This is a genomic window from Streptomyces resistomycificus (genome assembly GCF_001514265.1).
In the GTDB taxonomy this organism is placed as follows: domain Bacteria; phylum Actinomycetota; class Actinomycetes; order Streptomycetales; family Streptomycetaceae; genus Streptomyces; species Streptomyces resistomycificus.
Genome location: NZ_KQ948996.1, coordinates 17,190 through 41,073, shown reverse-complemented (window position 1 = coordinate 41,073; position 23,884 = coordinate 17,190). Strand labels below are relative to the sequence as shown.

23 protein-coding genes are annotated in these 23,884 nt (G+C 72.3%); 13 read left to right on the top strand and 10 right to left on the bottom strand.

The features are described 5' to 3' along the window. The first annotated feature begins 214 nt into the window (after window positions 1–214). From AQJ84_RS26235 to AQJ84_RS26210, 6 genes are read left to right on the top strand one after another with little or no spacing between them, the layout of a single operon-like run. On the top strand, window positions 215–1,687 hold the full coding sequence (locus AQJ84_RS26235; protein ID WP_053192697.1) for an ATP-binding protein: 1,473 nt from the start codon (window positions 215–217) through the stop codon (window positions 1,685–1,687). Continuing rightward, window positions 1,684–2,106 carry a roadblock/LC7 domain-containing protein gene (locus AQJ84_RS26230; protein ID WP_030045412.1) on the top strand — a complete coding sequence of 141 codons (423 nt, stop codon included), beginning with the start codon at window positions 1,684–1,686 and terminating at the stop codon, window positions 2,104–2,106. The genes AQJ84_RS26235 and AQJ84_RS26230 overlap by 4 nt, the downstream gene beginning before the upstream one ends. Continuing rightward, complete coding sequence (locus AQJ84_RS26225; RefSeq protein ID WP_053192699.1) at window positions 2,103–2,477, top strand: DUF742 domain-containing protein; 375 nt, start codon at window positions 2,103–2,105, stop codon at window positions 2,475–2,477. The genes AQJ84_RS26230 and AQJ84_RS26225 overlap by 4 nt, the downstream gene beginning before the upstream one ends. Then, on the top strand, window positions 2,449–3,057 hold the full coding sequence (locus tag AQJ84_RS26220) for a GTP-binding protein (RefSeq protein ID WP_030045411.1): 609 nt from the start codon (window positions 2,449–2,451) through the stop codon (window positions 3,055–3,057). The genes AQJ84_RS26225 and AQJ84_RS26220 overlap by 29 nt, the downstream gene beginning before the upstream one ends. Window positions 3,058–3,096: 39 nt before the next feature. Further along, complete coding sequence (locus tag AQJ84_RS26215) at window positions 3,097–4,287, top strand: cytochrome P450 (RefSeq protein ID WP_225889153.1); 1,191 nt, start codon at window positions 3,097–3,099, stop codon at window positions 4,285–4,287. Further along, the gene (locus AQJ84_RS26210; protein ID WP_030045409.1) at window positions 4,284–5,510 is read left to right on the top strand and encodes a cytochrome P450 family protein; all 1,227 of its coding nucleotides are present in this window, start codon (window positions 4,284–4,286) and stop codon (window positions 5,508–5,510) included. Before AQJ84_RS26215 ends, AQJ84_RS26210 begins: the two co-directional genes overlap by 4 nt. A 147-nt stretch (window positions 5,511–5,657) precedes the next feature. Here the strand turns inward: AQJ84_RS26210 and AQJ84_RS26205 are convergent, their stop codons facing one another. Next, on the bottom strand, window positions 5,658–7,208 hold the full coding sequence (locus AQJ84_RS26205; RefSeq protein WP_030045408.1) for a helix-turn-helix domain-containing protein: 1,551 nt from the start codon (window positions 7,206–7,208) through the stop codon (window positions 5,658–5,660). A 299-nt stretch (window positions 7,209–7,507) separates the two neighbouring features. On the opposite strand from AQJ84_RS26205, the gene AQJ84_RS26200 reads away from it, so the two are divergent. The 5 genes from AQJ84_RS26200 (at window position 7,508) to AQJ84_RS26180 (ending at window position 12,911) form a co-directional block, all read left to right on the top strand. After that, window positions 7,508–8,128: an L-threonylcarbamoyladenylate synthase gene (locus AQJ84_RS26200; RefSeq protein ID WP_053192701.1), complete on the top strand. Its 621-nt coding sequence runs from the start codon at window positions 7,508–7,510 to the stop codon at window positions 8,126–8,128. A gap of 148 nt (window positions 8,129–8,276) precedes the next feature. Further along, a complete protein-coding gene (locus AQJ84_RS26195) occupies window positions 8,277–9,032 on the top strand; it encodes a dienelactone hydrolase family protein (protein WP_030045407.1) in 756 nt (251 codons plus the stop codon). A gap of 215 nt (window positions 9,033–9,247) precedes the next feature. Beyond that, window positions 9,248–10,120 (top strand): MHYT domain-containing protein, encoded by an 873-nt coding sequence (locus AQJ84_RS26190; RefSeq protein WP_030045406.1) that lies wholly within the window; start codon window positions 9,248–9,250, stop codon window positions 10,118–10,120. A gap of 47 nt (window positions 10,121–10,167) precedes the next feature. Next, entirely contained in the window at window positions 10,168–11,682 is a 1,515-nt protein-coding gene (locus tag AQJ84_RS26185) for a metallophosphoesterase family protein (protein ID WP_053192702.1), read from the top strand. Window positions 11,683–11,855: 173 nt separating this feature from the next. Further along, a complete protein-coding gene (locus tag AQJ84_RS26180) occupies window positions 11,856–12,911 on the top strand; it encodes an LLM class flavin-dependent oxidoreductase (protein ID WP_053192704.1) in 1,056 nt (351 codons plus the stop codon). 22 nt (window positions 12,912–12,933) lie between these two features. On the opposite strand, the gene AQJ84_RS26175 is transcribed toward AQJ84_RS26180, so the two are convergent. Next, entirely contained in the window at window positions 12,934–13,944 is a 1,011-nt protein-coding gene (locus tag AQJ84_RS26175) for a TauD/TfdA dioxygenase family protein (RefSeq protein ID WP_053192706.1), read from the bottom strand. 505 nt (window positions 13,945–14,449) lie between these two features. Between AQJ84_RS26175 and AQJ84_RS26170 the strand changes: the two genes are divergently transcribed. Then, entirely contained in the window at window positions 14,450–15,280 is an 831-nt protein-coding gene (locus AQJ84_RS26170) for an aldo/keto reductase (protein ID WP_030044191.1), read from the top strand. 150 nt (window positions 15,281–15,430) lie between these two features. Next, window positions 15,431–15,865 (top strand): cupin domain-containing protein, encoded by a 435-nt coding sequence (locus AQJ84_RS26165; RefSeq protein ID WP_030044190.1) that lies wholly within the window; start codon window positions 15,431–15,433, stop codon window positions 15,863–15,865. Here the strand turns inward: AQJ84_RS26165 and AQJ84_RS26160 are convergent, their stop codons facing one another. The 8 genes from AQJ84_RS26160 to AQJ84_RS26125 all read right to left on the bottom strand — a co-directional run bounded on the left by AQJ84_RS26160 (window position 15,866) and on the right by AQJ84_RS26125 (window position 23,880). Beyond that, the gene (locus tag AQJ84_RS26160) at window positions 15,866–18,211 is read right to left on the bottom strand and encodes a SpoIIE family protein phosphatase (protein ID WP_053192709.1); all 2,346 of its coding nucleotides are present in this window, start codon (window positions 18,209–18,211) and stop codon (window positions 15,866–15,868) included. A gap of 64 nt (window positions 18,212–18,275) precedes the next feature. Next, on the bottom strand, window positions 18,276–18,743 hold the full coding sequence (locus AQJ84_RS26155; RefSeq protein WP_030044187.1) for a peroxiredoxin: 468 nt from the start codon (window positions 18,741–18,743) through the stop codon (window positions 18,276–18,278). Next, on the bottom strand, window positions 18,740–19,120 hold the full coding sequence (locus AQJ84_RS26150; protein WP_053192710.1) for a DoxX family protein: 381 nt from the start codon (window positions 19,118–19,120) through the stop codon (window positions 18,740–18,742). The genes AQJ84_RS26155 and AQJ84_RS26150 overlap by 4 nt, the downstream gene beginning before the upstream one ends. A 545-nt stretch (window positions 19,121–19,665) precedes the next feature. Next, a complete protein-coding gene (locus AQJ84_RS26145) occupies window positions 19,666–20,187 on the bottom strand; it encodes a MarR family winged helix-turn-helix transcriptional regulator (RefSeq protein WP_030044185.1) in 522 nt (173 codons plus the stop codon). A gap of 92 nt (window positions 20,188–20,279) precedes the next feature. After that, window positions 20,280–21,464, bottom strand: a complete 1,185-nt coding sequence (locus AQJ84_RS26140) for an NAD(P)/FAD-dependent oxidoreductase (RefSeq protein WP_053192712.1) — start codon at window positions 21,462–21,464, stop codon at window positions 20,280–20,282. Further along, window positions 21,461–21,655: a ferredoxin gene (locus tag AQJ84_RS26135; protein WP_030044183.1), complete on the bottom strand. Its 195-nt coding sequence runs from the start codon at window positions 21,653–21,655 to the stop codon at window positions 21,461–21,463. The genes AQJ84_RS26140 and AQJ84_RS26135 overlap by 4 nt, the downstream gene beginning before the upstream one ends. A 53-nt stretch (window positions 21,656–21,708) precedes the next feature. Beyond that, window positions 21,709–22,941 carry a cytochrome P450 gene (locus tag AQJ84_RS26130; protein ID WP_030044182.1) on the bottom strand — a complete coding sequence of 411 codons (1,233 nt, stop codon included), beginning with the start codon at window positions 22,939–22,941 and terminating at the stop codon, window positions 21,709–21,711. 216 nt (window positions 22,942–23,157) lie between these two features. Then, on the bottom strand, window positions 23,158–23,880 hold the full coding sequence (locus AQJ84_RS26125; RefSeq protein ID WP_053192714.1) for a response regulator transcription factor: 723 nt from the start codon (window positions 23,878–23,880) through the stop codon (window positions 23,158–23,160). Window positions 23,881–23,884 lie beyond the last annotated feature (4 nt).

Sequence of the window (23,884 nt, the reverse complement as noted above, 5' to 3'; positions counted from 1 at the left end):
CAGGGCACACCACCCAGCAATTCCGACAGTTGCCACAGAAGCGAACAGAGCTCGGACACTTTCGGAACGATGTGCCCATCGACCGTGCGAGACCGGTCGATGACGGTGTGTACTGTGCTGCGAGCGCCACGTGTGGAGGCTTCGTGCTTCGTGCTGCCCGACTTCTCCACGCCTCCCCCGGACCTCTCCCCGACTTCCCCTTGGAACCGATTCGATGATCGAATTACCGGACCTGGTGACCGGTGGTCTCGCGGCCGGCACGCTGTCCGCGCTCGCCCTCGGCGGCGGGCTCATACGGTCGCGACGCCAACGGGCCGCGCAGCGCACGGAGATCACCGCCCTGCGCAGCCAACTTGACGGCCTGGCGCGGGTGTTCACGGTCGAAGTGGAGCATCTGGCGGCGCAGCGCCTGCCCGCCGCCGCCCGCCGTCTGGCCCACCCGCACGTGGCCGTCCCCGGCCCCCTCCGACCACAGACCACCGGAACACCGCTGGGCCTCGCCCTGGAGAACGTGCTGCGGGCCTCGCGGGCCGAGCTGGCCGCGCAGCGCACCCGCGTCGACGCGGCCGCGCAGGCCGGTATGCGCGGGGCCACCCGTGAGATCCAGGCGGCCCTGTACCGGCTCCAGGACGCGTTGCACGAACTCCAACAGCGCTACGACGAACCGGAGTTGGCGCAGACACTGTTCCGTCTCGACCACGAGAACGAGCAGTCGCTGCGCCGGGCGCAGGTGGCCGCGGTGGTGTGCGGGGCCTGGGTCGGGCTGGCCCGCGAGGAGTCACATCTGGTGGACGCGGTGACCGGCGGACAGGCCCGGCTCGCGGGGTACCAGCGGGTGCGGGTCCACAACCATCTCGAAGCGGGCACCGCGCTGGTCTCGCACGCCGTCGAACCGGTCGCGATCATCGTCGCGGAGCTCCTCGACAACGCGCTGCGGCACTCCGCGCCGGACACCGACGTCGTGGTGAACCTGGAACACGTGCATCACGGCGTGTGCGTCACCGTCGACGACGCCGGTGTGGGCATGACGCAGGACGAACGGGCCCGCGCGCAACGGCTGGTGGCCGGTGCCCAGCCGATCCTGCTCACCGACCTCGGTGATCCGCCCCGTATGGGACTCGCCGCGATCGGACAGCTGACCCGGCAGTTCGACCTGGGCGTGGACCTGTCCTCGCCGTCACCGTACGGCGGTGTGCGTGCGGTGCTGCGGGTGGAGAGCCACCTCCTGAGCCGCATCGACCCCGTCGAGCAGCCGCCCGCGGCGAGCGCCCCGCGCTCGACCCGCGACGCACGGGAGACCACCGGCGCGCCGTCCCACGCGTACGGTACCGAGCAGAGCCACGCCTACGGGCCCGAGCGGAGCAGCGAAGCCTCCGCCTCCGAACCGGGACATCGCACTCCGGCGCCGGACGGGGGCGGTCTGCCGCAGCGGCGGCGCCGCGCCCGGGCCTCCGCGCCGGCCTCCTCCGCCCCGGCCCCCTCTGTCCCCGTCGCACCCGCCGCGGAGCGTTCGACGCGTCGCCCGGAGGACGCCGCGGCCGCGCTCGGCGCGCTGCAGTCCGGCACCGCCGCGGCCCGCGCGGACACCGGCGGCGCCCACGGAGCCCCGCGGGAGGAGCCCTCCGTAAGAGAACACAGCGCGTACGACAGCGAACACACCGACCACGAAGGAGGGGCGGCTCGATGACCAGCCGCGATGCGGGCGACTCGGCATGGGTGCTCGAACCGATCCTGCAGGTACCGCACGTCGTCGCCGCCGTGCTGCTGACCCGGGACGGACTGGTGACGGGGTACACGGAGGCGCTCTCGCAGGCCTCGGCCGAGCGGGTCGCCGCCATCACGAGCACCGTGCAGGGGGCGTGCCGTACGGCCGCCGCCGCGTTCGCCGACGCCGACCGGGCCGAGGTACGGCAGGTGGTCGTCGAGTCGGACCACGGCTACGTCCTGATCGTGCCCACGGACCACGGCACCTGCGTGGCCGCCTACGGGGACGGCGAGGTGCGTCTGGACCTGCTCGCGCACCGGGTGCACTCGCAGGTGGCGCGGCTGGGCGAGAAGGCGATGGCCGCGGCGGCCCGAGGGGCCGACGGCGGCGCGCCGGCATGACCGGCCGCCGGGCCGGCCGTCCTCTGGTTCCCGCCTACCTGTCGACCGGTGGCGTGACCCGCTCCAGCCGTCCGCAGCTGGAGCGGCTGTCGGTCCTCACCGGCAGCCGTCTGCCGGTGCCCGCGGGCCCGTCCGCCGGGCTGCCGGCCGCCGCCCTCTCCCTGCTGGACGCCCTGGACGGCGGATCGCTGACGGTGGTGGAAGCCGCGGCCCTGCTGCGGCTGCCGGTGTCCGCGGTACGCGTCCTGGCCGCCGACCTGATCGACCGTGACCTCGCGTCGGCCCGTGCGCCCATCCCGCCCGCCCGACGCTTCGACCCCGACCTGCTGAAGAGAGTGGCCGATGGCCTCCGCGCCCTCAAGCACCACTGACGGCATCCACCTGCCCGACACCGCCCGCGACCTGGTGAAGATCCTCGTCGCGGGCCCCTTCGGGGTGGGCAAGACCACGCTCATCGACTCGGTGTCGGAGATCCGCCCACTGCACACCGAGGAACTCCTCAGCGAGGCGTCCGCGCAGGTGGACGATCTCGACGGGGTCAGGGAGAAGTCGACCACCACGGTCGCCATCGACTTCGGGCGGATCAGCCTGCCGGGCGGGATCGTGCTCTACCTGTTCGGCACCCCAGGACAGGAGCGGTTCCGCTCGCTGTGGGAGGACATCGCCTACGGGGCGCTCGGCGCCCTCGTCCTGGTCGACAGCCGCCGGATCGACGCGTCGTTCGACGTGCTCGGGCTGGTGGAGGAGACCGGGCTGCCGTACGCGGTGGCCTTCAACGCCTTCCCCGACGCGCCCGACCACCACACCGACGCGCAGCTGCGAGCGGCCCTGGACCTGGAGCCGGGCACGCCCATGGTGACGTGCGACGCCCGGGACGCGAACGCCTCGATCGACGCGCTGCTGGCGCTGGTCCACCACCTGATCGACCGCCACCCTCCGGAGCACCGTTGACCACCTACCCCCCTGGCCGGCATCTCCCGCTCCGCGCCCGTGCGGCTGTGGGAGGACGGCTTCGCCCTGGACCCGTACCGCTACTACGCCGACCTGCGCGCCCAAGGCCCGGTCGGCTGGGCGGAGTTGGCGCCCGGTGTGCCGGCGTACGTCGTCACGGACCGGCGGGCCGCGCTGAACCTGCTGCACGACACGGAGACGTTCTCGCACGACCCGCGGCCCTGGGAGTCGACGGTCGCCGACGACACGCCGGTGCTGGGCATGATGCGCTGGCGGCCCAACTCCCTGTTCGCGGACGGGACCGCCCACGTCCGCTACCGCCGCTCGCTGATCGACACCTTCGAGCGGATCGAGCCGCACGACCTGCGGGCACGGGTGCACGGGGCGGTGCGGGTGCTGGTCGGCCGGATCGGGCCACGAGGCCGGGCCGATCTGGTGGGCGAGTTCGCCCGACCGCTGATGGCGCTGGTGTTCAACAGCCTCTTCGGGCTGCCGGACAGCCAGAGCGACCGGCTCGAATCGGCGCTCGGCAAGATGATGGAGGGCGGCTCCCAAGCGGCTGAAGGCGAGGCCGAGTTCGGCGGCTACGTCCTCGGTCTCATCGCCGCCAAGGCGGAGCGGCGCGGCGACGACCTGCCGAGCTGGCTCCTGGACCACCCCGCCGGGCTGACCCCGGAGGAGGTCACCTGGCAGGTGTTCCTCACCCTCGGCGCCGGGCACGAGCCGACCGCGAACCTGGTGTCCAACGCGCTGTCCCGGATCCTCGGCAACCCGCTGTACTACTCCACCCTCACCAGCGGTGCCCGACCCGTGATGGACGCCGTGGTCGAGGTGCTCCACCACGAGACGCCGCTGGCGAACTACGGCATCCACTACGCCCGCAGGCCCGTGACGTTCCACGGTACGTGGATCAGGGCAGCGGTCCCGGTCGTGATCTCCTACGGCGCCCTCGCGCACACCGCCGAGCAGGAGGTCACCGACGGCCGCCACCCCAAGGACGCCTCGCACCTGTCGTGGTCGGCGGGCCCGCACGCCTGCCCGGTCAGACAGCACACGCTGCTCATCGCCACCGAGGCGATCGAGCGGCTCACCCAGTGGCTGCCCGACCTGGAACCGGTCCTGCCCCGCGAACGGCTCAGCTGGCGGCCCGGCCCCTTCCACCGCTCACTGACCTCACTGCCCGTCCGCTTCAGCCCCCGTTCACCCGACCAGCCAGGAGATCCGTCGTGACCGTGACCGACCGCATCGCCCTCGACCCGTTCGGCGCCGACATCGCCGGCGAGAGCGCCCGGCTGCGCGCCCTCGGCCCGATCGTGCCCGTCGAACTGCCCGGCGGCATCCCCGCCTGGGCGCCCACCGGGTACGACACCCTCAAAAGCCTCATACTCGACCCGAGGGTCAGCAGGGACCCGCGCAAACACTGGCGGCTGTGGCCGGAGGTCGGCGAACACCCCTCCTGGGGCTGGGTGCTGGGCTGGGTGGGCGTGGTCAACATGCTCTCCACGTACGGTGCCGACCACGCGCGGCTGCGCCAGCTGGTCGCGCCGAGTTTCACGCACCGGCGCACCGAGGCGATGCGGCCACGGGTGGAGGCCATCACCGCGGAACTGCTGGACGCGTTGAAGGGCTCCGACGCCGAGGTCGTCGACCTCAAGGCGGCGCTGGCCCACCCGCTGCCGATGCAGATCATCTGCGAGCTGTTCGGCGTGCCCGAGGAGCTGCGGGCGGACACCGGGCGGCTGATCGCGGCGATCATGGACACCTCGGACCCGAGTCCGGAGCACGCCGCGTTCGTGCAGCAGCAGATCGGCACCGTGCTGCCCGCGCTCATCGCCCACCGCAGTGAGCACCCCGGTGACGACCTCACCACGGAGCTGATCCGGGTCCGGGACGAGGACGGCGACCGGCTCAGCGACGAGGAGCTGCTGTACACGCTGCTGCTGGTCATCGGCGCCGGTTTCGAGACCACCGTCAACCTCATCGGCAACGCGGTCGTGGCCCTGCTGCGGCATCCCGAACAGCTGGCCGCCGTACGGTCCGGGGAGATCGGCTGGGACGCCGTCGTCGACGAGACGCTGCGGGTCCATCCCTCCATCGCCTCGCTGCCGCTGCGGTTCGCCGTCACCGACCTCACTGTCGGAGACGTGACCGTGCCGGCCGGGGACGCCATCATCACCACGTACGCCGCGGCCGGACTGGATCCCGCGCACTACGGCCCTGACGCGGACGCCTTCGACGTGGCCCGGGGTGCCGACGACCACCTGTCGTTCGGGATCGGAGTGCACCGGTGCATCGGTGCGCCGCTGGCCCGTACCGAGGCGCTGACGGCGCTGCCGGCGCTGTTCGAGCGGTTCCCGGACCTGCGGCTCGCCGTCGACGCGGACGAGTTGCGGCAGGTTCCGTCGTTCATCGCGTTCGGCTGGCAGGAGATCCCGGTACGCCTGGACGGCTGACCGGACGTGCGTCCGGCTCAGCGAGAACAGAGGCGCGGGAGCGCGACCGGTCCCCCGTTCCGGTCGTGCCCCCGCAGTGCCTAGAACCTACGTGTGAAACGGAACCGTTGTGAATCGCGGCGATGCCCGCTGTGCGGGGCACATGGCTCACCCGTGCACAGGTGAGTCCGGATGGCCCGGATTCGCCCGGTCGAGGAGTGGCGGTTGGAGGTCGCCGATGACCAGATGGGCCAGGACGACCTCGTAGAGATCGCTGCCGGCGGCCAGGAGCTGTCGTTCGAGCACGGGCTCCGCGCCCCGTACGTGTTCGCGCACGGTCTGCGCGTGCATGCCCAGCGTCTGGGCGGCCCGTTCGGAGTTGCCGCCCGCGGCGATCCAGGTGCGCAGGGTCCGGCGCAGGTCCCGGCCGTCCGTGTCCAGTCGGCCCAGCAGGTCCTGTGCCCAGGCCCGGACGGCGGGTCCGGCGAGCAGGTCGGCGAGCCGGGTGGGGGCCGGTTCGGCGGCGCCCCGCACGGCCGGTATCTCCGCGAGGCCGACCTGGGTGTTGAGGGCCAGGTGGGCGACGGCACGGACCGTCAGGTCGGAGAAGTCCGTGCCCAGCAGGCCCTCGACGCGCTCCATGCGGGCGCGGACGGTGTTGCGGCTCACGCCGAGGACCTTGGCCGCGCTCACGGCGGTGAACTCGAGGCCGAGGCGGGTGGTGGCGAGGAGTTCGGCGCGGGTGTGGTGCGGCAGGGTGTCGAGCGGGTGCAGCACGTGGACGGTCCAGTCGCAGAGGGCGACGGGGTCCATCAGGCGCTCGGGGTGGGAGCGTTCGGCGTAGACGGCCGTCTTGCCGGGCCTGAAGTGCGCGACGGCCAGGGCGCTGACGGCCTGTCCGTAGGCGGTGGCCGTGCGGGCCAGGCTCTGGCGGGCGCTGCCGCCGAGGAAGGAACCGGGCGTGCGGTCGACGAGCGACCGCAGGGCCGCGACCGCGGCCTCGCCGGGGCTGACGACGATCACGTGCTCGTCCACGGCGGGGCAGCGCACCACGAGGGCCTGCTCCTCGGTCACGTGGACGCATTCCTCGGCGATGCGGTCACGTTGCTCGGCCTTGGCCTCGAGGACGTAGACCCAGGCCGCGTCCGTGTCTAGGAGTCCGGGCCACAGTCCCGCGGCGACCCGGCGCGCGGACACGGTGTCCTCCACCATGAGCAGTTGCAGGATCGCCAGCCTCAGGTCGGACGTCGCCTGTCGGAGCCGGCGTCCGGCGGCGGCCGTCTCACGTGCCCGCAGCAGTACCTCGACGACCTGCGCGGTGTGCGTCACGATGTCGGACGCCCGCCGGTCGAAGGGGGCGCTGCGGGCCACGGCGAGCACTCCGGCCGAGGCCGGGGCGGGCCGGTCCACCCTGACCAGCCGCAGGTACCGGCCCTCCCCCTCCCACGCGGCGGAGGCGATGCGCCCCGCGACGATGTCGGCGACCAGGTCCGCGACCGCCGGTACCCGGGAGCCGGCGAGGAGTGCGCCGGTCTCGTCATGCAGCGAGGCCTCGCCCCGCACGGTGTCGGCGAGCCACGCGACGACCCGGCGCACATCGCGTCCGGTCGGCCGCAGATGGTCCAGCAACTCCTGGGCCCACGCCACGTCCTGAGTGCCCCGCACCTCCGTACGACGAGGCTCGTCCGTAGGACGGAATCCGTCTCCTGGGCCTGCCACGTCGACGTTCTCCTCGCCCCTCGTATCGTCCGGTATTCCGGTCGGGGACGTTACCTCACGTCCGCCAGAGGGTCGCCCTGCGATCATGCCCCCTCCGCACCGGGCCCGAACGCGCCGGCGGCCGCGGCCCTCGGCGGAGCCGGTCCTGAAGGGCGGGCGGAGCCGAGCCCGGTAGGACAGGCGGACCACGCCCGTCCTGAGGTGGCGGAGCCCGTCGCCGCGTTCACGCCGCCGCCCTGGCGGACGCACCGTGCCGGGCCTGCGCGGCTCTCCGTCCCCCCAAGGCATAAGCTCGACGGATGGCCAAGTACTTCGACGTGCACCCCGACAACCCGCAACCGCGCACCATCTCCCAGGTCGCCGAGAGCGTCCGCTCGGGCGCGCTCATCGCGTATCCGACGGACTCCTGCTACGCACTGGGCTGCCGGCTCGGCAGCCGTGACGGCATCGACCGGATCAGGACGATCCGCCGGCTGGACGACCGGCACCACTTCACCCTCGTCTGCCAGGACTTCGCACAGCTCGGCCAGTTCGTACGGGTCGACAACGACGTCTTCCGCGCGATCAAGGCGTCCACGCCCGGCAGTTACACCTTCATCCTCCCGGCGACGAAGGAGGTGCCGCGCATGCTCCAGCATCCGAAGAAGAAGACGGTCGGTGTGCGCATCCCCGACCACGTCGTCACCCAGGCCCTGCTGACCGAGCTGGGCGAGCCGCTGCTGTCCAGCACGCTCCTGCTGCCGGACGAGGAGGAGCCGATGACGCAGGGCTGGGAGATCAAGGACCGGCTGGACCACGTCCTGGACGCGGTGGTCGACTCCGGGGACTGCGGCACCGAGCCGACGACGGTCATCGACTTCTCCGGCGGCGAGGCGGAGATCATCCGCAAGGGCGCGGGCGACACGTCCCGGTTCGAGTAACGGGCGCACCAAGGGGCCTTCATGACCAGGTCAGGAGGCCAGGGGCGCGCGGGGTGCCCCTGACCGGTCATGCCACGATGGCCACGGTCCGCCCGGGTGTCCGGGTGGGTCCGCAGGCCGACAGCCACGCAGAAGGGCAGCCCCAGCCATGAGCGCCGTACAGGGAACCGCAGTCGACATCCCCACCGCCGACGGCACCGCCGACGCGTATCTGGCGCATCCCGGTGACGGCGGCCCGCATCCGACGGTACTGCTCTACATGGACGCCTTCGGGCTGCGACCGCAGCTGACGTCCATGGCGGACCGGCTGGCCGAGGCCGGTTACACGGTCCTGGTGCCGAACGTGTTCTACCGCCACGGGCGTGCGCCGGTGGCCGAGCTGCCGGAGTTCATCGACCCGGGGGCGCGGCCGGAGATCTTCGAGCGGCTCGGCCCGATCATGCAGACGCTGACTCCGGAGCTGTCGATGCGGGACGCGGGAGCGTATCTGCGCTGGCTGGCCGAGTCTCCCGTGGCCGCGGACGGCCCGGTCGCCATCACGGGCTACTGCCTGGGCGCACGGCTGGCTCTCCTGACGGCCGGCACCTACCCGGAGCGGGTCGCGGCAGCGGCGGGGTTCCACGGCGGGCGGCTGGCCACCGACGCCCCGGACAGCCCGCACCTGGTCGCCGGCAAGGTCACCGCCGAGCTGTACTTCGGGCACGCCGACCAGGATCCCTCACTGCCCGTCGAGCAGATGGAGCGGCTGGAGGAGGCGCTCACCGCGGCCGGTGTCCGCCACACCTGCGAGGTCTACGCCGGCGCCCACCACGGCTTCACGCAGGCCGACACCGCGGCCTACGACAAGGCGGGCGACGAGCGCCACTGGACTGCTCTGCTCGACCTCCTGAAGCGCACGTTCTGACCGACGGCGTCGCCACGCCGGGCAACGGGCCTGGCGAGGGTTTCACGGTGTACGTCCCGGCGGGCGCCGATGGCTGGAACTCGCCTCTGTATGACCGGAGTCGGACCTCGTCGACCGGCAGTTAAAAGCGGACCCCCGGTAACCGCTTGCCATTTGCCGCGCTCACCCGTAACTCTTCCCCCACAACCAGCCGTGACTCTGGGGGGAGTTGGCACATGGAAGGCACGGTTGACGGGTTCCGCTATGGCTTGGTGACACCTGTCGCTGCATTTGTGATGGCGTGTCTGGGAGGGGCTCTGGGGCTGCGCTGCACGGTCCGGACCCTGCTCGACCCACAGTCGTGGAAGGTCGGCTGGCTCGCGCTCGGCGCGGCCTCGATCGGCTGCGGCATCTGGACTATGCACTTCATCGCGATGATCGGTTTCCAGGTCGAGGAGACCCGGATCCGCTACGACGCGGGTCTGACGGTGCTCAGTCTCGCGGTGGCGATCGTCGTGGTCGGCATCGGTGTGTTCATCGTGGGTCACCGCGGCACCAGCACCGCCACGCTGTCCGTCGCGGGAGTGATCACCGGTCTCGGAGTGGCCGCGATGCACTACCTGGGCATGGCCGCGATGCACGTGAACGGGGAGGTGCGCTACGACCCGCTCGTCGTCGTGCTCTCGGTACTGATCGCGATCGTCGCCGCCACCGCGGCACTGTGGGCGGCCGTCACCATCCGCGGCTTCCTGACGAGCCTGGGGGCCAGCCTGATCATGGGCGTGGCCGTGTCCGGGATGCACTACACGGCGATGGCCGCCGTCAGCGTCCATGTGCACGGCACCGGGGGCGGCACCTGGGCCGGCGACTCCCCCACCTCGCTGCTGCTGCCGATGCTGGTGGGGCCGGTCATCTTCCTCGTCCTCGCGGGGGTGGTCGTGATGTTCGACCCGCTGCTGGTCCTGGGCGACGGCGACCGGGGCCGGTCCGCGCCGGTCGAGCGGCCCGCTCCCGCCGATCCGCCCCGGCCGCACGTCGGGGCGACCACGAGCGCCGTTCCGCGGCCGCGGGCACCGCACGACACCGTGCAGCGCGCCCGCCGTCGCTGAACCGCCCCAACTCCGGTCCGGTTCGAGATCGTTGTTACGGTGCGACGGTGTCTGAATCCTCACGTGATACCGCCGAAGGCGCCGGCTGGGGCTCCACCGAACGCGGCGCGTACCGGCAACTCCTGCCGCAGCGGGTCGAGAAGAGCTCCTGGCTGAACCCGAGGACGCTGTGGGCCGCCCGCAACGGCGTCGTGGCGTCCTGGTTCGGCGACCCCACGGGCCGCACCCGCAGCCGGTGGGTGGCGCAGCGGGCGGCCGCGGGCCAGCCCGCCGACAAGGTGATCCGCCGTGACGACCCGGACCGCTTCTCCTTCATGGTCATCGGCGACACGGGCGAGGGCGACGACCCCCAGTACGCCGTCGTGCCCGGCTTTCTGAAGACGGGTCAGGACACCCGCTTCGCGATCGTGGCCAGTGACGTGATCTACCCGGTGGGCAGCGCGGACGACTACGGCACGAAGTTCTTCCGCCCGTACCAGGACTACCGCGCCCCGATCTACGCGATACCCGGCAACCACGACTGGTACGAGGACCTCGGCGCCTTCATGCGCGTCTTCTGCGACGACGCCCCGCCCCTCGAACCGGAACCCGCGCCCCGCCCCCTCACCCGGGCCTGGCTGCGGTCCCTGCTGTGGCACCGCCCGAGCGCGCACGACGGTGAACGTCTCGACCAGGCCCGGGCGTTGCGGCCCGCACCGGCCCAGCAGGCCGTCCAGCCGGGCCCCTACTGGGCCGTGGACGCCGGGCCGGTGCGGATCATCGGTATCGACACGGGGCTGCTGGGCACCGTCGACGCCGAACAGGGCGCCTGGCTCCGTGAGGTCTCCCGGGGCCCCCGCCCGAAGATCCTGATCACCGGGTCGCCGCTGTACGTGGACGGCGAGCACCACCCCTGCGCTATCGACGGCGGCGGCACGGTCGACGACATCGTCCGCGACCCCGACCACCACTACGTGGCGGCGATCGGCGGGGACATCCACAACTACCAGCGCTATCCGGTGCGGGTGGACGACCGCACGATCCAGTACGTCGTCTCCGGCGGCGGCGGAGCGTTCATGCACGCCACCCACACCATCCCGCACATCGCGGTCGCGGGCGTGACCGAGAAGGACTTCCGCTGCTACCCGCTGCGCGGCGACTCCCTCGCCTTCTACAGCCGGCTGTACGGCCGCCGGCTGCGGATGCCGCGCTTCTTCACGCTCACCGAGGCCGAGGCGACGGCCGTGATCGCCGAGCGGCTCGGCATCCCGCCGACCCGCAGCCCGGGCGAGCCCCCTCGGGTCACCCTGCGCACGCGGCTGGTGGCGAGCCTGCTGGGCGCCGGCGGCCGCCCCGACCGCACCTCACGGTTCCGCCTCCCGGTCCGCAAGATCTACACGCAGCTGTTCTCGCCGAGCTCGGCCACCTACAGCCCACCGTTCTTCAAGTGCTTCCTGCGCCTGGACGTCACCCCGGAGACGATTCGGCTGCGCTGCTACGCGGCCACCGGCAACCGCGCCCAGGAGCTCGATCCCCCCGTCGAGGACGAGGTGACCATCCCGCTGCCCGCTCCAGGGGCCTGACAACGGGGTGCGATCAGGTGCCGACTGCTGCCACGATCACGGGCCCAGGTCACGGGCCCAGGTCACGGGCCCAGGTCGCGAGCCCTGGTCACGAGCCCTGGTCACGGTCGTACGGCCGGCGCCTGCGACAATCCAGCCGCAACCGTCGTACGACACCACCGCCGGAGGAGCCCGTGCCGCCCGCCTCTCGACCGCTGCGCAAGCTGGGCTTCCTGACCATCGGGCTGTTCGACGAGGCGGATCCGGTCCGGGGTCACGAGTCCACACTGGAGATCATCGAGCTCGGTGAGCGGCTGGGCTTCGACAGCGCGTGGCTGCGCCACCGCCACCTCCAGTACGGCATATCCTCCCCGGTCGCCGTCCTGGCGGCGGCCTCGCAGCGCACCCGGCGCATCGAACTCGGCACCGCGGTCATCCCGCTGGGCTGGGAGAACCCCCTGCGGCTGGCCGAGGACCTGGCGACCGTCGACCTGTTGTCGGGTGGCCGGGTCAACCCGGGTGTCAGCGTGGGGCCTCCGATGCACTTCGACCAGGTCAAGGGCGCGCTGTACCCGGACACCGCCGACGCCGAGGACTTCGGGTACGGGCGGGTGCGGCGGCTGCTGGACTTCGTACGCGGCAGGCCGGCCACCGACTTCAGCGGGGTCGAGGGGTTCGAGGCCACGCGGCGGGAGCCGCAGTTCGAATACAGCTCCGACCGGGTGCAGCCGCACTCGCCGGGCCTGGGCCGTCGCCTGTGGTACGGCGGCGGCAGCCTCGGCTCGGCCCGCTGGGCCGGCGAGCACGCCATGAACTTCCTGACCAGCAGCGTCGTCAAGGCCGAGGGCGACGAGGAGTCGCCTGACTTCGCCGAGGTCCAGCTGTCGCACATCCGCGCCTTCCGGGCCGCCCACCCGGACGGGGAGGCCGCCCGCGTCTCCCAGGGCCTCGTCGTCGTCCCCACCGACTCCGCCTCGCCCGAGCAGCGCGCCAAGTACGAGAAGTACGCGGCGAAGCGCACCCCGCGTACCGGCTCGCCGCAGGGCCCGGCCCGTCTGATGTTCGCGCCCGACATCGTCGGCACCTCGGACGAGATCGCCCAGCGGCTGCGGGCGCACGCCGCGTTCCGTGAGGTCGACGAGGTCGCGTTCGCGCTGCCGTTCACCTTCGAGCACGAGGACTACGTGCAGATCCTCACCGACATGGCGACGCGGCTGGGCCCGGCGCTCGGGTGGCGGCCCGGCGTCTGAGGCGCGCACCGCCCGAGGGCGGTCACCAGCGGCCCGGCTCGGTCCCGGTGACCGCCTCCGACGGCCGGCCGTCCACCCCGACCGGTACGTCGCCGGTGAGCATCACCCGGTGCATGGTCCGGGGGAAGCCGAGTTGGGCGTTGTCGCCGGGCGCCAGGTGGATGGTGGCCCGGTTGTCCCAGAAGGCCACGCTGCCCGGCTCCCAGCGGAACCGGACCGTGTACTCGGGCCGGGTCGCCTGTTCGAGCAGCATCTGCAGCATCGCGCCGCTCTCGGCCCGGGAGAGGCCGGCGATCTGCTCGACGTAGTAGCCGTTGACGTACAGGATCCGCTCCCCCGTCTCCGGGTGCTGCCGTACCAGCGGGTGCAGCGAGGCGACCTGGTGGTCCAGCAGGTGCCGGAGGTACGCGTCGTCGCCGGGCCTCGGCTGGTAGCCGACGCCGAGCCGGTGCTCGGCCCGCAGGCCGTCGACGAACTCCCGCACCGGGCCGGACAGTCCGGCATAGGCGGCGGCCAGGTTGGACCAGGTGGTGTCGCCGCCGTACGGCGGGACAGTCTCGGCCCGCAGGATCGTGGCGGCCGGCGGGTCGATGCGGGCACCGTGGTCGCAGTGCCAGCCCCGCAACAGGGTGTGCCGGCGCCGCTGGAGCCATTCTTCGTGTTCCATGCCGAACCTGCCGCCCAGCTCCAGCCGGTCGGCGGTGGTCTCGATCTCCGGGAAGTCCTGCGGGGACGCGCTGCCACGCCTACGCGGCACCACCGGTTCGCCGAACCGCCGCGCGAACGCGATGTGCCCTGCGTGGTCGAGGCGTTGTTCCCTGAAGAACACCACCTTCCAGCGCAGGACCGCCGCCCGGATCGCGGCGACCTGGGCGTCGTCGAGTCCGTCGGCCAGGTCGACGCCGGTGATCTCGGCGCCGATGTGTCCGGCGACCGGACGCACCTCGATCCCCGAGCTTCCCGAACTCCCCGACCTCCCCGAACTCCCCGAGGCTTCGTCCGAGCGGTTGGCGGTGGCCCTGTCCGTCGTCATGCGCGCTCCGATGGTCCGTCCCTGCCGGGCCCGGTGCGGTCCGGCTCCAGGAAGATCGTGACAGCGTTCTCCGTGCCTGGCGACAGGGCCCCGACGGGGTGTCACCTCCGTGCCGTGCAGGCGGGTCCGGGCGCGGTCCGCCGGTGGGCGGGGCCGCCGGGGGCCGCCTTCTTTCGCACGGCAGGTGAGGGGGCGGCGTCGACGTGCACCCACGGGGCGACGCGACGCGTTCGACCGCGTGGGCCCTGACGTGCGGGTTCGGACCGTCGTGCAGGGCGCGCACGGCACGGGCAGGAGCACGAGCCGGTCGCGGCGGCGGGCGTCGGAGTCCGGTTCGCGGCGTGCGCGGGACGGGGTGTGCAGGGCGGCGATCCGCACCCGGGCGTCGGTGTCGTCGAACCGGGCGACGCCTGCCGGGTCGTACCCCGCCCGGCCCGTCCGGTTGATCACCGCTCACCCCGTACGTGACGCTGGGTTCACGACACAGTCAAGGGAAGGTCCCGCAGTGATCAGCATCCCCACCCGCACGCTCAACGACGGTTCGACCATCCCCGCCCTCGGCCTCGGTACCTGGCCGATGGACGACGCCCAGGCGGAGCAGGCGGTCCGCACCGCCCTGGAGACCGGCTACCGCCTGATCGACACGGCGACGAACTACCGAAACGAGACAGGCGTCGGCCGCGGCGTGGCCGGCGGCGGTGTCCCCCGCGAGGACATCGTGGTGACCACCAAACTTCCCGGCCGGCACCACGGCTACGAGGAGACCCTCGCCTCCTTCGAGGAGTCCCGCGCCCGGCTCGGCCTGGACCATGTGGACCTGTACCTGATCCACTGGCCGCTCCCCCGCGTGGACAAGTACGTGGACTCCTGGAAGGCCATGATCAAGCTGCGCGAGGAGGGCCTCGTGCGCTCGATCGGCGTCTCCAACTTCACGGCCGGACACATCGAACGGCTGGAGAAGGAGACCGGCGTCCTGCCCGCCGTCAACCAGATCGAGCTGCACCCCTTCTTCCCGCAGGACGAGCTGCGCGCCTTCCACGCCGACAAGGGCATCCTCACCGAGAGCTGGAGCCCGCTGGGCCGGGGCACGACCCTGCTGGACGACCTCGCCGTCGCCACCGTCGCCGAGGCCCACGGGGTGACCCCCGGACAGGTGGTCCTGCGCTGGCACGTCCAGCTCGGCGCGATTCCCATCCCCAAGTCCGCGGACCCCCAGCGCCAGCGTCTGAACCTCGACGTCTCCGGCTTCGAGCTGGACCCCGCCCAGATGGCGACGATCGCCGACCGCGCCCACCGGCGGATCGGCGGGGACCCCGAAGTGCACGAGGAGTTCTGACCCGTACGACACGGCGCGACGCCGTGCGGGGAGCCGGTCCGTCGGTGGCTCACCGTACGGTCGTCGCAGGGGTACCAACCTGCCTTCTCTGCCTCTAGGTTCGCAGCGGTACGACCTTCCGCGCGCCCACCGAGCCAGGAGGCCCTGCGCATGCGTATCCCGTTCCGCACCACGCTCACCGGCGCGGTCGCCGCCGCCACGCTACTCGTCGGCGGCACCGCTCACGCCACCCCGCCCGGACCGGGCGTCTCCGCCCGGCTGATCGGGCAGAAGACCGTCGGAGACACGGACTACGTCCTCAGAGAGATCACCATTCCCCCCGGCCAGGCCACCGGCTGGCACTACCACGACGGCCCCCTCTACGCCGTCGTGCAGCAAGGCACCCTGAGCCACTTCGACGCCACATGCGCCTCCGACGGCGTGTACCCGAAAGGCAGCGTCATCGAGGAGCCCGCCGGGCCGGGCAACGTCCACATCGGCCGCAACCTGGGGGCGAGCGCCGTCGTCCTCGACGTGCTCTACGTGCTGCCGCACGGCGCGCCGTTCTCGCAGGACGCCGCCAATCCCGGCTGCCCCTTCGAGTGATCAGAACGACAGCGGTTCCAGCGACTGTTCGGCCCAGATCGTCTTGCCGCTGCCGGTCTGCCGGCTGCCCCAGCGCTGGGTGAGCTGGGCGACCAGCAGCAGTCCGCGGCCTCCTTCGTCGAAGGCGTGGGCGCGGCGCAGGTGCGGGGAGGTGGAACTGGCGTCGGAGACCTCGCAGATGAGGGTGCGGTCGCGGATCAGCCGCAACTGGATGGGTGGTTCGCCGTAGCGGATCGCGTTGGTGACCAGCTCACTGACGACGAGCTCGGTGACGAACGCGGCCTCGTCCAGTCCCCACGCGGTGAGTTGCTCGGTGGCGGCCTGCCGGGTCTCCGCCACGTGGGCGGGGTCGGGTACGACGTCCCAGGTGGCGACGCGGTCCGCGCCGAGCGCCCGGGTACGGGCCAGCAGCAGGGCCACGTCGTCGCTGGGCTCCTCCGGCAGTACCGCCTTCAGCACGGTGTCGCACAGTTCGTCGAGGGTGTCGGTGCGGACGGTCAGCGCGCGGCACAACTCGGCGGTGGCGTGGTCGACGTCGCGGTCCCGGCCCTCGATGAGGCCGTCGGTGTAGAGGGCGACGACGGCTCCCTCGGGCAGTTCCATCTCGCTGGCCTCGAAGGGCAGTCCGCCGACGCCGAGCGGGGGGCCCGTGGCGAGGGGGACGAGGGTCGTGGTGCCGTCGGGCAGGACGACGGCGGGCGGGGGGTGGCCGGCGGCGGCCATGGTGAGGCGGCGGGAGACGGGGTCGTAGACGGCGTAGAGGCAGGTGGCACCGAGTTCCGCGGCCTGCTCGTCGGAGTCGTCCGCCGCCAGGTGGGTGACCAGGTCGTCGAGGTGGGTGAGGAGTTCGTCCGGCGGGAGGTCGACGTCGGCGAGGGTGCGGACGGCCGTACAGAGACGCCCCATGGTCGCCGACGAGGGGATGCCGTGGCCGACCACGTCGCCGACGACCAGGGCGACCCGGCTGCCGGAGAGCGGGATCACGTCGAACCAGTCACCGCCGATGCCGGCCAACGACCCCGACGGCAGGTAGCGGTGGGCCACCTCGACCACCGCCTGACCGGGCAGACCCCGGGGCAGCAGGCTGTGCTGGAGGGCAAGCGCGGTGGTGCGTTCGCGGGCGAAGCGGCGGGCGTTGTCGATGCAGACGGCGGCGCGGCTGGCGAGTTCCTCGGCGAGGACGACGTCGTCGTCGCCGTAGTCGTCCGGGTGGGCGATGCGGATGGCCACCGCGACGCCGAGCGTGGTGCCGCGGGCCCTGAGCGGCACCGCCAGCATCGAGTGGACACCCCTGCGGTGCGGGCGGCCCTCGGGGGCTCGTGCGTTGCGCTCGGCCACCCAGCGCATGAAGTCCGGCTCGCCGGCCTGACCGACCACCGCCCGCCCCTGCCGCAGCGCCTTCGCGGGCGGCGAGTACGCGGGATAGACGTCGGCCTCGCCCAGGCGCACGGCGGCCTCCGGGGTGCCCTCGGTGCCGGAGCCGTGGGCCACCCGGCGCAGGACGACCTCGCCGTCGAGGGCGATGGGGGACTCCTCCGCGCCGAGGACCCATTCGAGCAGGTCGACGCTGACGAAGTCGGCGTATTTCGGGACCAGCAGTTCGACGAGTTCCTCGGCGGTGCGGACCACGTCCAGGGTGGTGCCGATGCCGGCCGCCGCCTCGTTCAGCAGTACGAGGCGCTGCCGGGCCCAGTACTGTTCGGTGCTGTCGATCGCTGCCAGGGCGACGCCGGTCACCTTGCCGGAGGAGTCCCGCACGGGCCACATCTCGGTGTTCCAGGCGTGCTCCCGGTTGAGGGAGGGGGCACCGGTGTAGCTCTCGTAGTGGACCGGGCGGCCCGTCTCGGCCACCTGGCGCAGGTTGTTGTTGAAGCCGCGGCTGTGGACGGCGTCCTCCACGGTCTCCAGGAAGTACCGGCCCAGCAACGTCTCCTCCGGCACACCCATCACCCGGCAGGCCGTGTCGTTGAGGCGCAGGTAGTGCTGGCGGGTGTCGAAGACCGACATCGACATGGACGCCTGCTGGAAGGCCTGCCCGGCGAGCGTCGTCTCGCCGTCGCCGGGCACCGCCGCGGTGATCATGTAGCCGTTCGGGACACCGTCGCCTCCGAGGACGGGGTGTGCGGTGAGGGTGAGCGGGACGGCGGAACCGTCCCGGTGCCGCAGCACGACGGTGCCCGCCAGCGCCTCCACGGCACCGTCCGGCGGGGGCTCGGCGAGCAGCTCCCCCGCCGCCCGGCCCACGACCTCCTGGGCCGGGTGGCCCGTCAGCCGGTGAGCAGCGTCGCTCCACCCCGTGACGATGCCCCGTGCATCGGTGATCGCCGCAGCGGCGGCATGCTCCATATCATCAGGATGGTCCCTTTGTGGCATCGCATCAACCGCGATGCCCCCTTTGAGGCCCTGCCCTTCAGGCGCGGTGGGCGCGCAGCGCGTCCAGAGCCCGGTCGGCGTGGGTGTTCATCCGTAGTTCGCTGCGGACGACCTCCAGGACCGTCCGGTCCTCGGCTATGACGAAGGTGATCCGCCTGGTGGGCGCGAGGGAGAAGCCCCGCTTCACACCGAACAGCTCCCGGATCCTCCCGTCGGCGTCCGACAGCAGCGGCATCCCGAGGCCGTGCTGCCCGGCGAACTCCTGCTGCCGTTCGACGGCGTCGCCGCTGATGCCGACGGGCCGGGCGCCGACGGCGGCGAACTCGGCGGCCAGGTCCCGGAAGTGGCAGGCCTCCGCGGTGCAGCCGGGAGTGAGGGCGGCCGGGTAGAAGAACAGCACGACAGGTCCGTCGGCGAGCAGCCCGGTCAGGCTGCGGAGCGTGCCGGTCTCGTCCGGCAGCGTGAAGTCCTCGATCGTGTCGCCGATCTCCGGGCGCCCGCTCACGACCGGCCCTCCGCGCTCCGCGCGACGCTGCGGGCCCACAGGACCAGGGGCACCTGGAGCGGCAGCCTGCCGACGGCGGCGGCCCGCTGAGGGGCGGGACGGTGCCGCCAGTCCACGGCCATCTTGACGTTGGCGGGGAACACGCCGACGAAGAACGCGGCGCTGGCCAGGGCGGCGACCCGCCGGGTACGCGGTGCGGCGAGGCCCGCGGCCAATGCCAGTTCGGCCACCCCGCTGGCGTACGTCCAGGCCCTGGGCGTGCCCGGGAGGCTGCGCGGGACGGTCGCGTCGAACTGGCGTGGCGTGGCGAAGTGGGCGACACCCGCGGTGGCCAGCAGGCCGGCGAGCAGCAGGGGCGAGCGTTCGGACCGGGACACGGTTCCTCCTCTGATGACCTGCCGCGCGATATTACTGGACGGTAGAAGCCGGTTGGCTCGCAGGGTCCTCGCCCTCCGTTCGAGGCCGGCACCGGTGCATGCCCGGGGCGTAGCCGACGGCGCGGTGGAAGACGTCGAAGACGTCGATGAAGGCACCGGTGCGTGCCCAGGGGTGTAGTCAGGGCGCGGTGGACGACATCGACGAAGGCGCTCACGCAGGACCGGCACGGGCGGCGGCGCGGTGGCCGGACGGCTGCCCCGGACCGGCACGGGCGGCGGCGTGGTGCGAGCACCCGGCTGCCCCGGCGCGTGGGCACCGCGAGTGGTGTGACGCCGGGCCTGGCCGTGAGCGCCGGCGGGCTCGCGGCACCGGCGCCGGAGCCCTGGCCGTCGCCGCGGATGACCCTCGTCCCGTTGGTGGCCCTGACGGCGCTGAGGCGCTGGAGCGGCCCACTCCTACCGTGCGGTCTGCGCGAGCCCGCCCCGCCCGGGGAGGCGGCACCGGTCCGCCGCCTGCGCGCGGCGTCGGCGTGAGGACGGCGGGATCAGGCGGTGCCGGACGGCTCCGGGGGCTGCTGATCGGCGTCGTCGTCGATGGCGTGCGCGAGGAAGTCGTCGACCATGCGATGGAAGAGCGTGGCCAGTCGACGCAGCTCGTCGGGTGACCACTCGGCCAGCGCCAACTGCATGCCGCGGGCGCCGGCATCGCGGATCCGGTCGATGGCCTGCCGACCTGTCTCGGTGAGCTCGATGCGCTGGGCGCGGCGGTCGCGGGGGTCGGGAACGCGGGTGACGTACCCGGACTTCTGCAGCTGCTGCACGGTGCGCGTGACATGGGAGGCCTCCACACCCAGCCGGTTGGCCAGTTCCCCGGGCCGCAGCGGCTCGGAGTCCGCGATCTGCCGCAGCAGCGCCACCGCGGCACGATCCAGCGGGACCTCGGCGAGGGCCATCAGGCGGTCGTGCTGCCGGGCGCGGGTACTCAGATAGGTGATGCGGGTGAGCGCGCGCTCGATGTCGATGACTTCCGGGGACGCGGGGACGTCGGGGAGCGGTGGTGTGGACATGGAGCCACTTTACCATATTGTTGCGTAACTCAAGTAACTTACTGCCCGCGGGTGAGCGGTGCCGGACGGGAGTGTCCGTCCGGCACCAGAACTCACGCCCCGTTGGCCGGGATCGCCGTGCGCACGGCCTCGCTCCAGGCCACGCCACCGGCGATCGCCTGGCGCCACAGCCGGATCGTCTTGGGCGGCACACCGACGGCGAGGGCGCCGCTCACCCGGTCGCCGGTGCGGTACAGGGCGACGAACCGGCGCTCGGCGAGGCTCCCTTCCACCACGGCGACCTCGTCGTGCCCTCGCAGGAAGCCGTACGCCTGGACCTTCACGTCGTACTGGTCGGACCAGAAGTACGGCACCGGCGCGAACGGCTTGCGGGCCTGCGGGCGCAGGAGGTTGCGGGCCGCGGCCATGCCCTGTTCGGCGGCGTTGGTGCGGTGCTCGATCCGCATCGACGTGCCGAACAGCGGGTTGTACCAGCGGGCGACGTCCCCGGCCGCGTACACGCCCGGCGCGGCCTCGCAGAACTCGTCGCAGACCACGCCGTCACGCAGGGTCAGTCCGCTGCCGTCCAGCCACTCGGTGTTCGGCAGCGATCCGACGGCGACGAGCACCTCGTCGGCGTCGATCGCCTCACCGTCCGCGAGCCGCACGCCGTCCTCGGTCACCTCGGTGACCGTGACGCCGCAGCGCAGGTCCACGCCCCGCTCCGTATGGGCCCGCGACAGCACCTCACCGACCCTCGTGCCGACGGCGTGCGCCAGCGGCACGGGGGCGGGCTCGAGGAGGGTGACCCGGGCACCGAGCCGCCAGGCCACGGCGGCGGCCTCCGCGCCGAGGAACCCGGCCCCCACCACGACCAGACGCCGCCCCGGCGTGAGACGGTCCCGCAGGGTCAGGGCGTCGTCGAGGGTGCGCAGCACATGCGCGCCCTCGCCGGGCAGCCGGCGCGGACGGACGCCGGTGGCCACCACCAGTCCGTCGTAGGGCACTTCCTCGCCGTTGGCCAACTCCACCAGACGGTCGCCGAGTTGGAGGCCGGTCGCGGCGACGCCGAGCCGCAGGTCGAGACCCAGGGCGGCCAGGTCGTCCGGTGTACGCAGGGCCAGCCGGTCCGACTCCCACTCCCCCGTCAACAGTTGCTTGGACAGCGGGGGCCGGTCGTAGGGAGGAGCGAGCTCGTCGCCGACCAGGGTGAGCGTGCCGTCGTAACCCTCGCGGCGGAGCGTCTCGGCCGCCGCGAGTCCGGCGGCCGAGGCGCCGACGACGACGATTCGCCTCACTGGTCGACCAGTCGGATCGCCGCGGCCGGGCAGACCGCGACGGCCTCCCGGACGTCGTCGAGGAGTTCGGCCGCCGGCCGGTCCGCCAGCAGGATGGCGATCCCGTCGTCGTCCTGGTCGAACACGTCCGTCGCGGCGAGCACGCACTGCCCCGAGGCGACGCACTTGTCGGCTTCCAGCTCCACCTTCATGGAAATCCCCTTCATCACGTGTGGTTCTTGTCGGTTCGCGGGACGGGGAGCCGTCACCAGGTGACGGGCAGTTCGTGCACGCCGTAGATGAACGCGTCGTTCTTGAACCGGACGTCCTCCAGGGCGCAGGCGAGTTCCAGCGTGGGGATGCGCCTGTAGAGGGTGCCGTAGACGACCTGGAGCTCCATCCGGGCCAGTGGCTGGCCCAGGCACTGGTGGACGCCGAAGCCGAACGCGATGTGCCGGCGGGCGTCGCGGGTGATGTCGAGCCGGTCGGGATCGGGGAAGACGTCGGGGTCGCGGTTGGCGACCTCGTTGACCATGATGACCCCCTCGCCGGCCTTGATGACCTGGCCGCCGATCTCGATGTCCTCGGTGACCGCGCGGCGCCGTCCCAGGTGGGTGATGTGCAGGTAGCGCAGCAGTTCCTCGACGGCGGAGGCGACGAGTCTCGGGTCGTCACTCTCGCGCAGCAGGGCGAGTTGGCCGGGGTTCTGCAGGAGCGCGAGGGTGCCGAGGGCGATCATGTTCGCGGTGGTCTCGTGGCCTGCGATGAGCAGGAGGAGCGCCATCTCCGTCGCCTGCCCGTGGTCGAGCTCACCGGCCGTGACGCGCCCGGCGATGGCGGAGAGCAGGTCGTCCTTCGGTTCGGCGAGCCGCTTGCCGATGAGGCCGGCGAGATACCCGGCCACCTCGCGGCTGGCCTGGCCCCGCTGTTCGGGTGTGGCGTCCCGGTGGACCATGGTCTTGGTGTTGTCCTGGAAGAAGGCATGGTCGTCGTAGGGCACGCCGAGCAGTTCGCAGATCACCAGTGAGGGGATCGGCAGCGCGAAGGCCTCCACCAGGTCCACCGGCCGAGGTCCGGCGAGCATGTCGTCGATCAGACCGTCCACGATCTGCTGCACGGCGGGCCGTAGCGCCTCCACCCGTTTGATGGCGAACGGTGCCGTCACCATCCGGCGCAGGCGGGCGTGTTCGGGGTCGTCCATCATGATGAAGCTGAGCTTGCCCTCGCCGGCGTCGGGCGAGGCCTTGGTCGGATAGCCGGGCCGGTCGGTGTCCGCGCTGACCCGGGGGTCGCCCAGCAGGGCCCGCTGATCGGCGTATCGGGTCACGAGCCACGGCTCGCTGCCGTCCCAGAGCCGCACCCTGGTGAGGGGCGCCTGTTCCTGCAGCTCTTTGAGGGCGGGAGGCGGGTCGAAGGGGCAGCGTGCCGCCCGGGACATCGGGAACTCGGGTGCCTCGTCCGGGACTTCGGGCACGGGTTGGACCAGGGTGTCGGCCATGGTTCTCCTCGGGGTGGGGGGCTCCGCTCTGCGGGCGGAGCGCCGGGGTGAAGTGGTCGAGGCCTCGATGAGCACATGCAAACAGAGGGGGCTGACGCCTTCCCGTCAGTTTCCTGACAGAAGCCTGACGTGACCCAGATCACAGCACGTTGGAGGCATGTAAATGCCTTGCTTTGTAAGGGAGTTGTACGGGCAGAGGCTTCTCGGCGCGGCGCCTCAGGCGGCGGTCTCGGCACTCCCCAGCCAGTAGCCGAAACCACGGCGGGTGTGAATCAGCACAGGCTCCTCGCGGTCCACCTTGCGCCGCAGCCGGGAGACCAACTGCTCGATGGCGTTGTCGCCGCGGAAGTCGCCCCAGACGTACCGGCCGATCTGCTCCTTGGACAACACCCGGTGCGCGTTGACCAGGAGGTGACGCAGCAGCCGGTATTCGGCGGGCGTGAGGTCGAGTGTCCGTGCGCCGCGGCGCGCCTCGCACCGGGTGTCGTCCAGGACCAGGTCGCGGTAGCCGAGCGCGGCGTCCCGCGGCCGGCCGGGGCTCGCGCCGCGCAGCAGGACCTGGACGCGGGCCAGGAGCTCGGCCATCCGGTAGGGCTTGGTGACGTAGTCCCGTTCACCGAGGCCCAGTTCGGGGACGAGCCGGTCCAGGGAGTCGTAGTCGGTCAGTAGCAACACCGAAGGCCGGTGAGCGAGGACCGGCCCTTCCCGGACGAGGCTTTCCATGTCCGGCAGTGCGGCGTCGAGGACCACGAGGTCGAAGCGCCGCTCGGCAAGCCGTGCGAGCGCCTCGGCTCCGGTGCCGGCCACGCCGGTCCGGTAGCCCGCCAGCTCCAGGGTGGTGGAGAGCAGCTCCTCGGCGTCCGGCTCACCGACGACGACCAGGAGGTGCTGACCGGCCCCGCGGACGGGCGCCGGTTTCTCACGGGTGCTGCCGTACATGCGA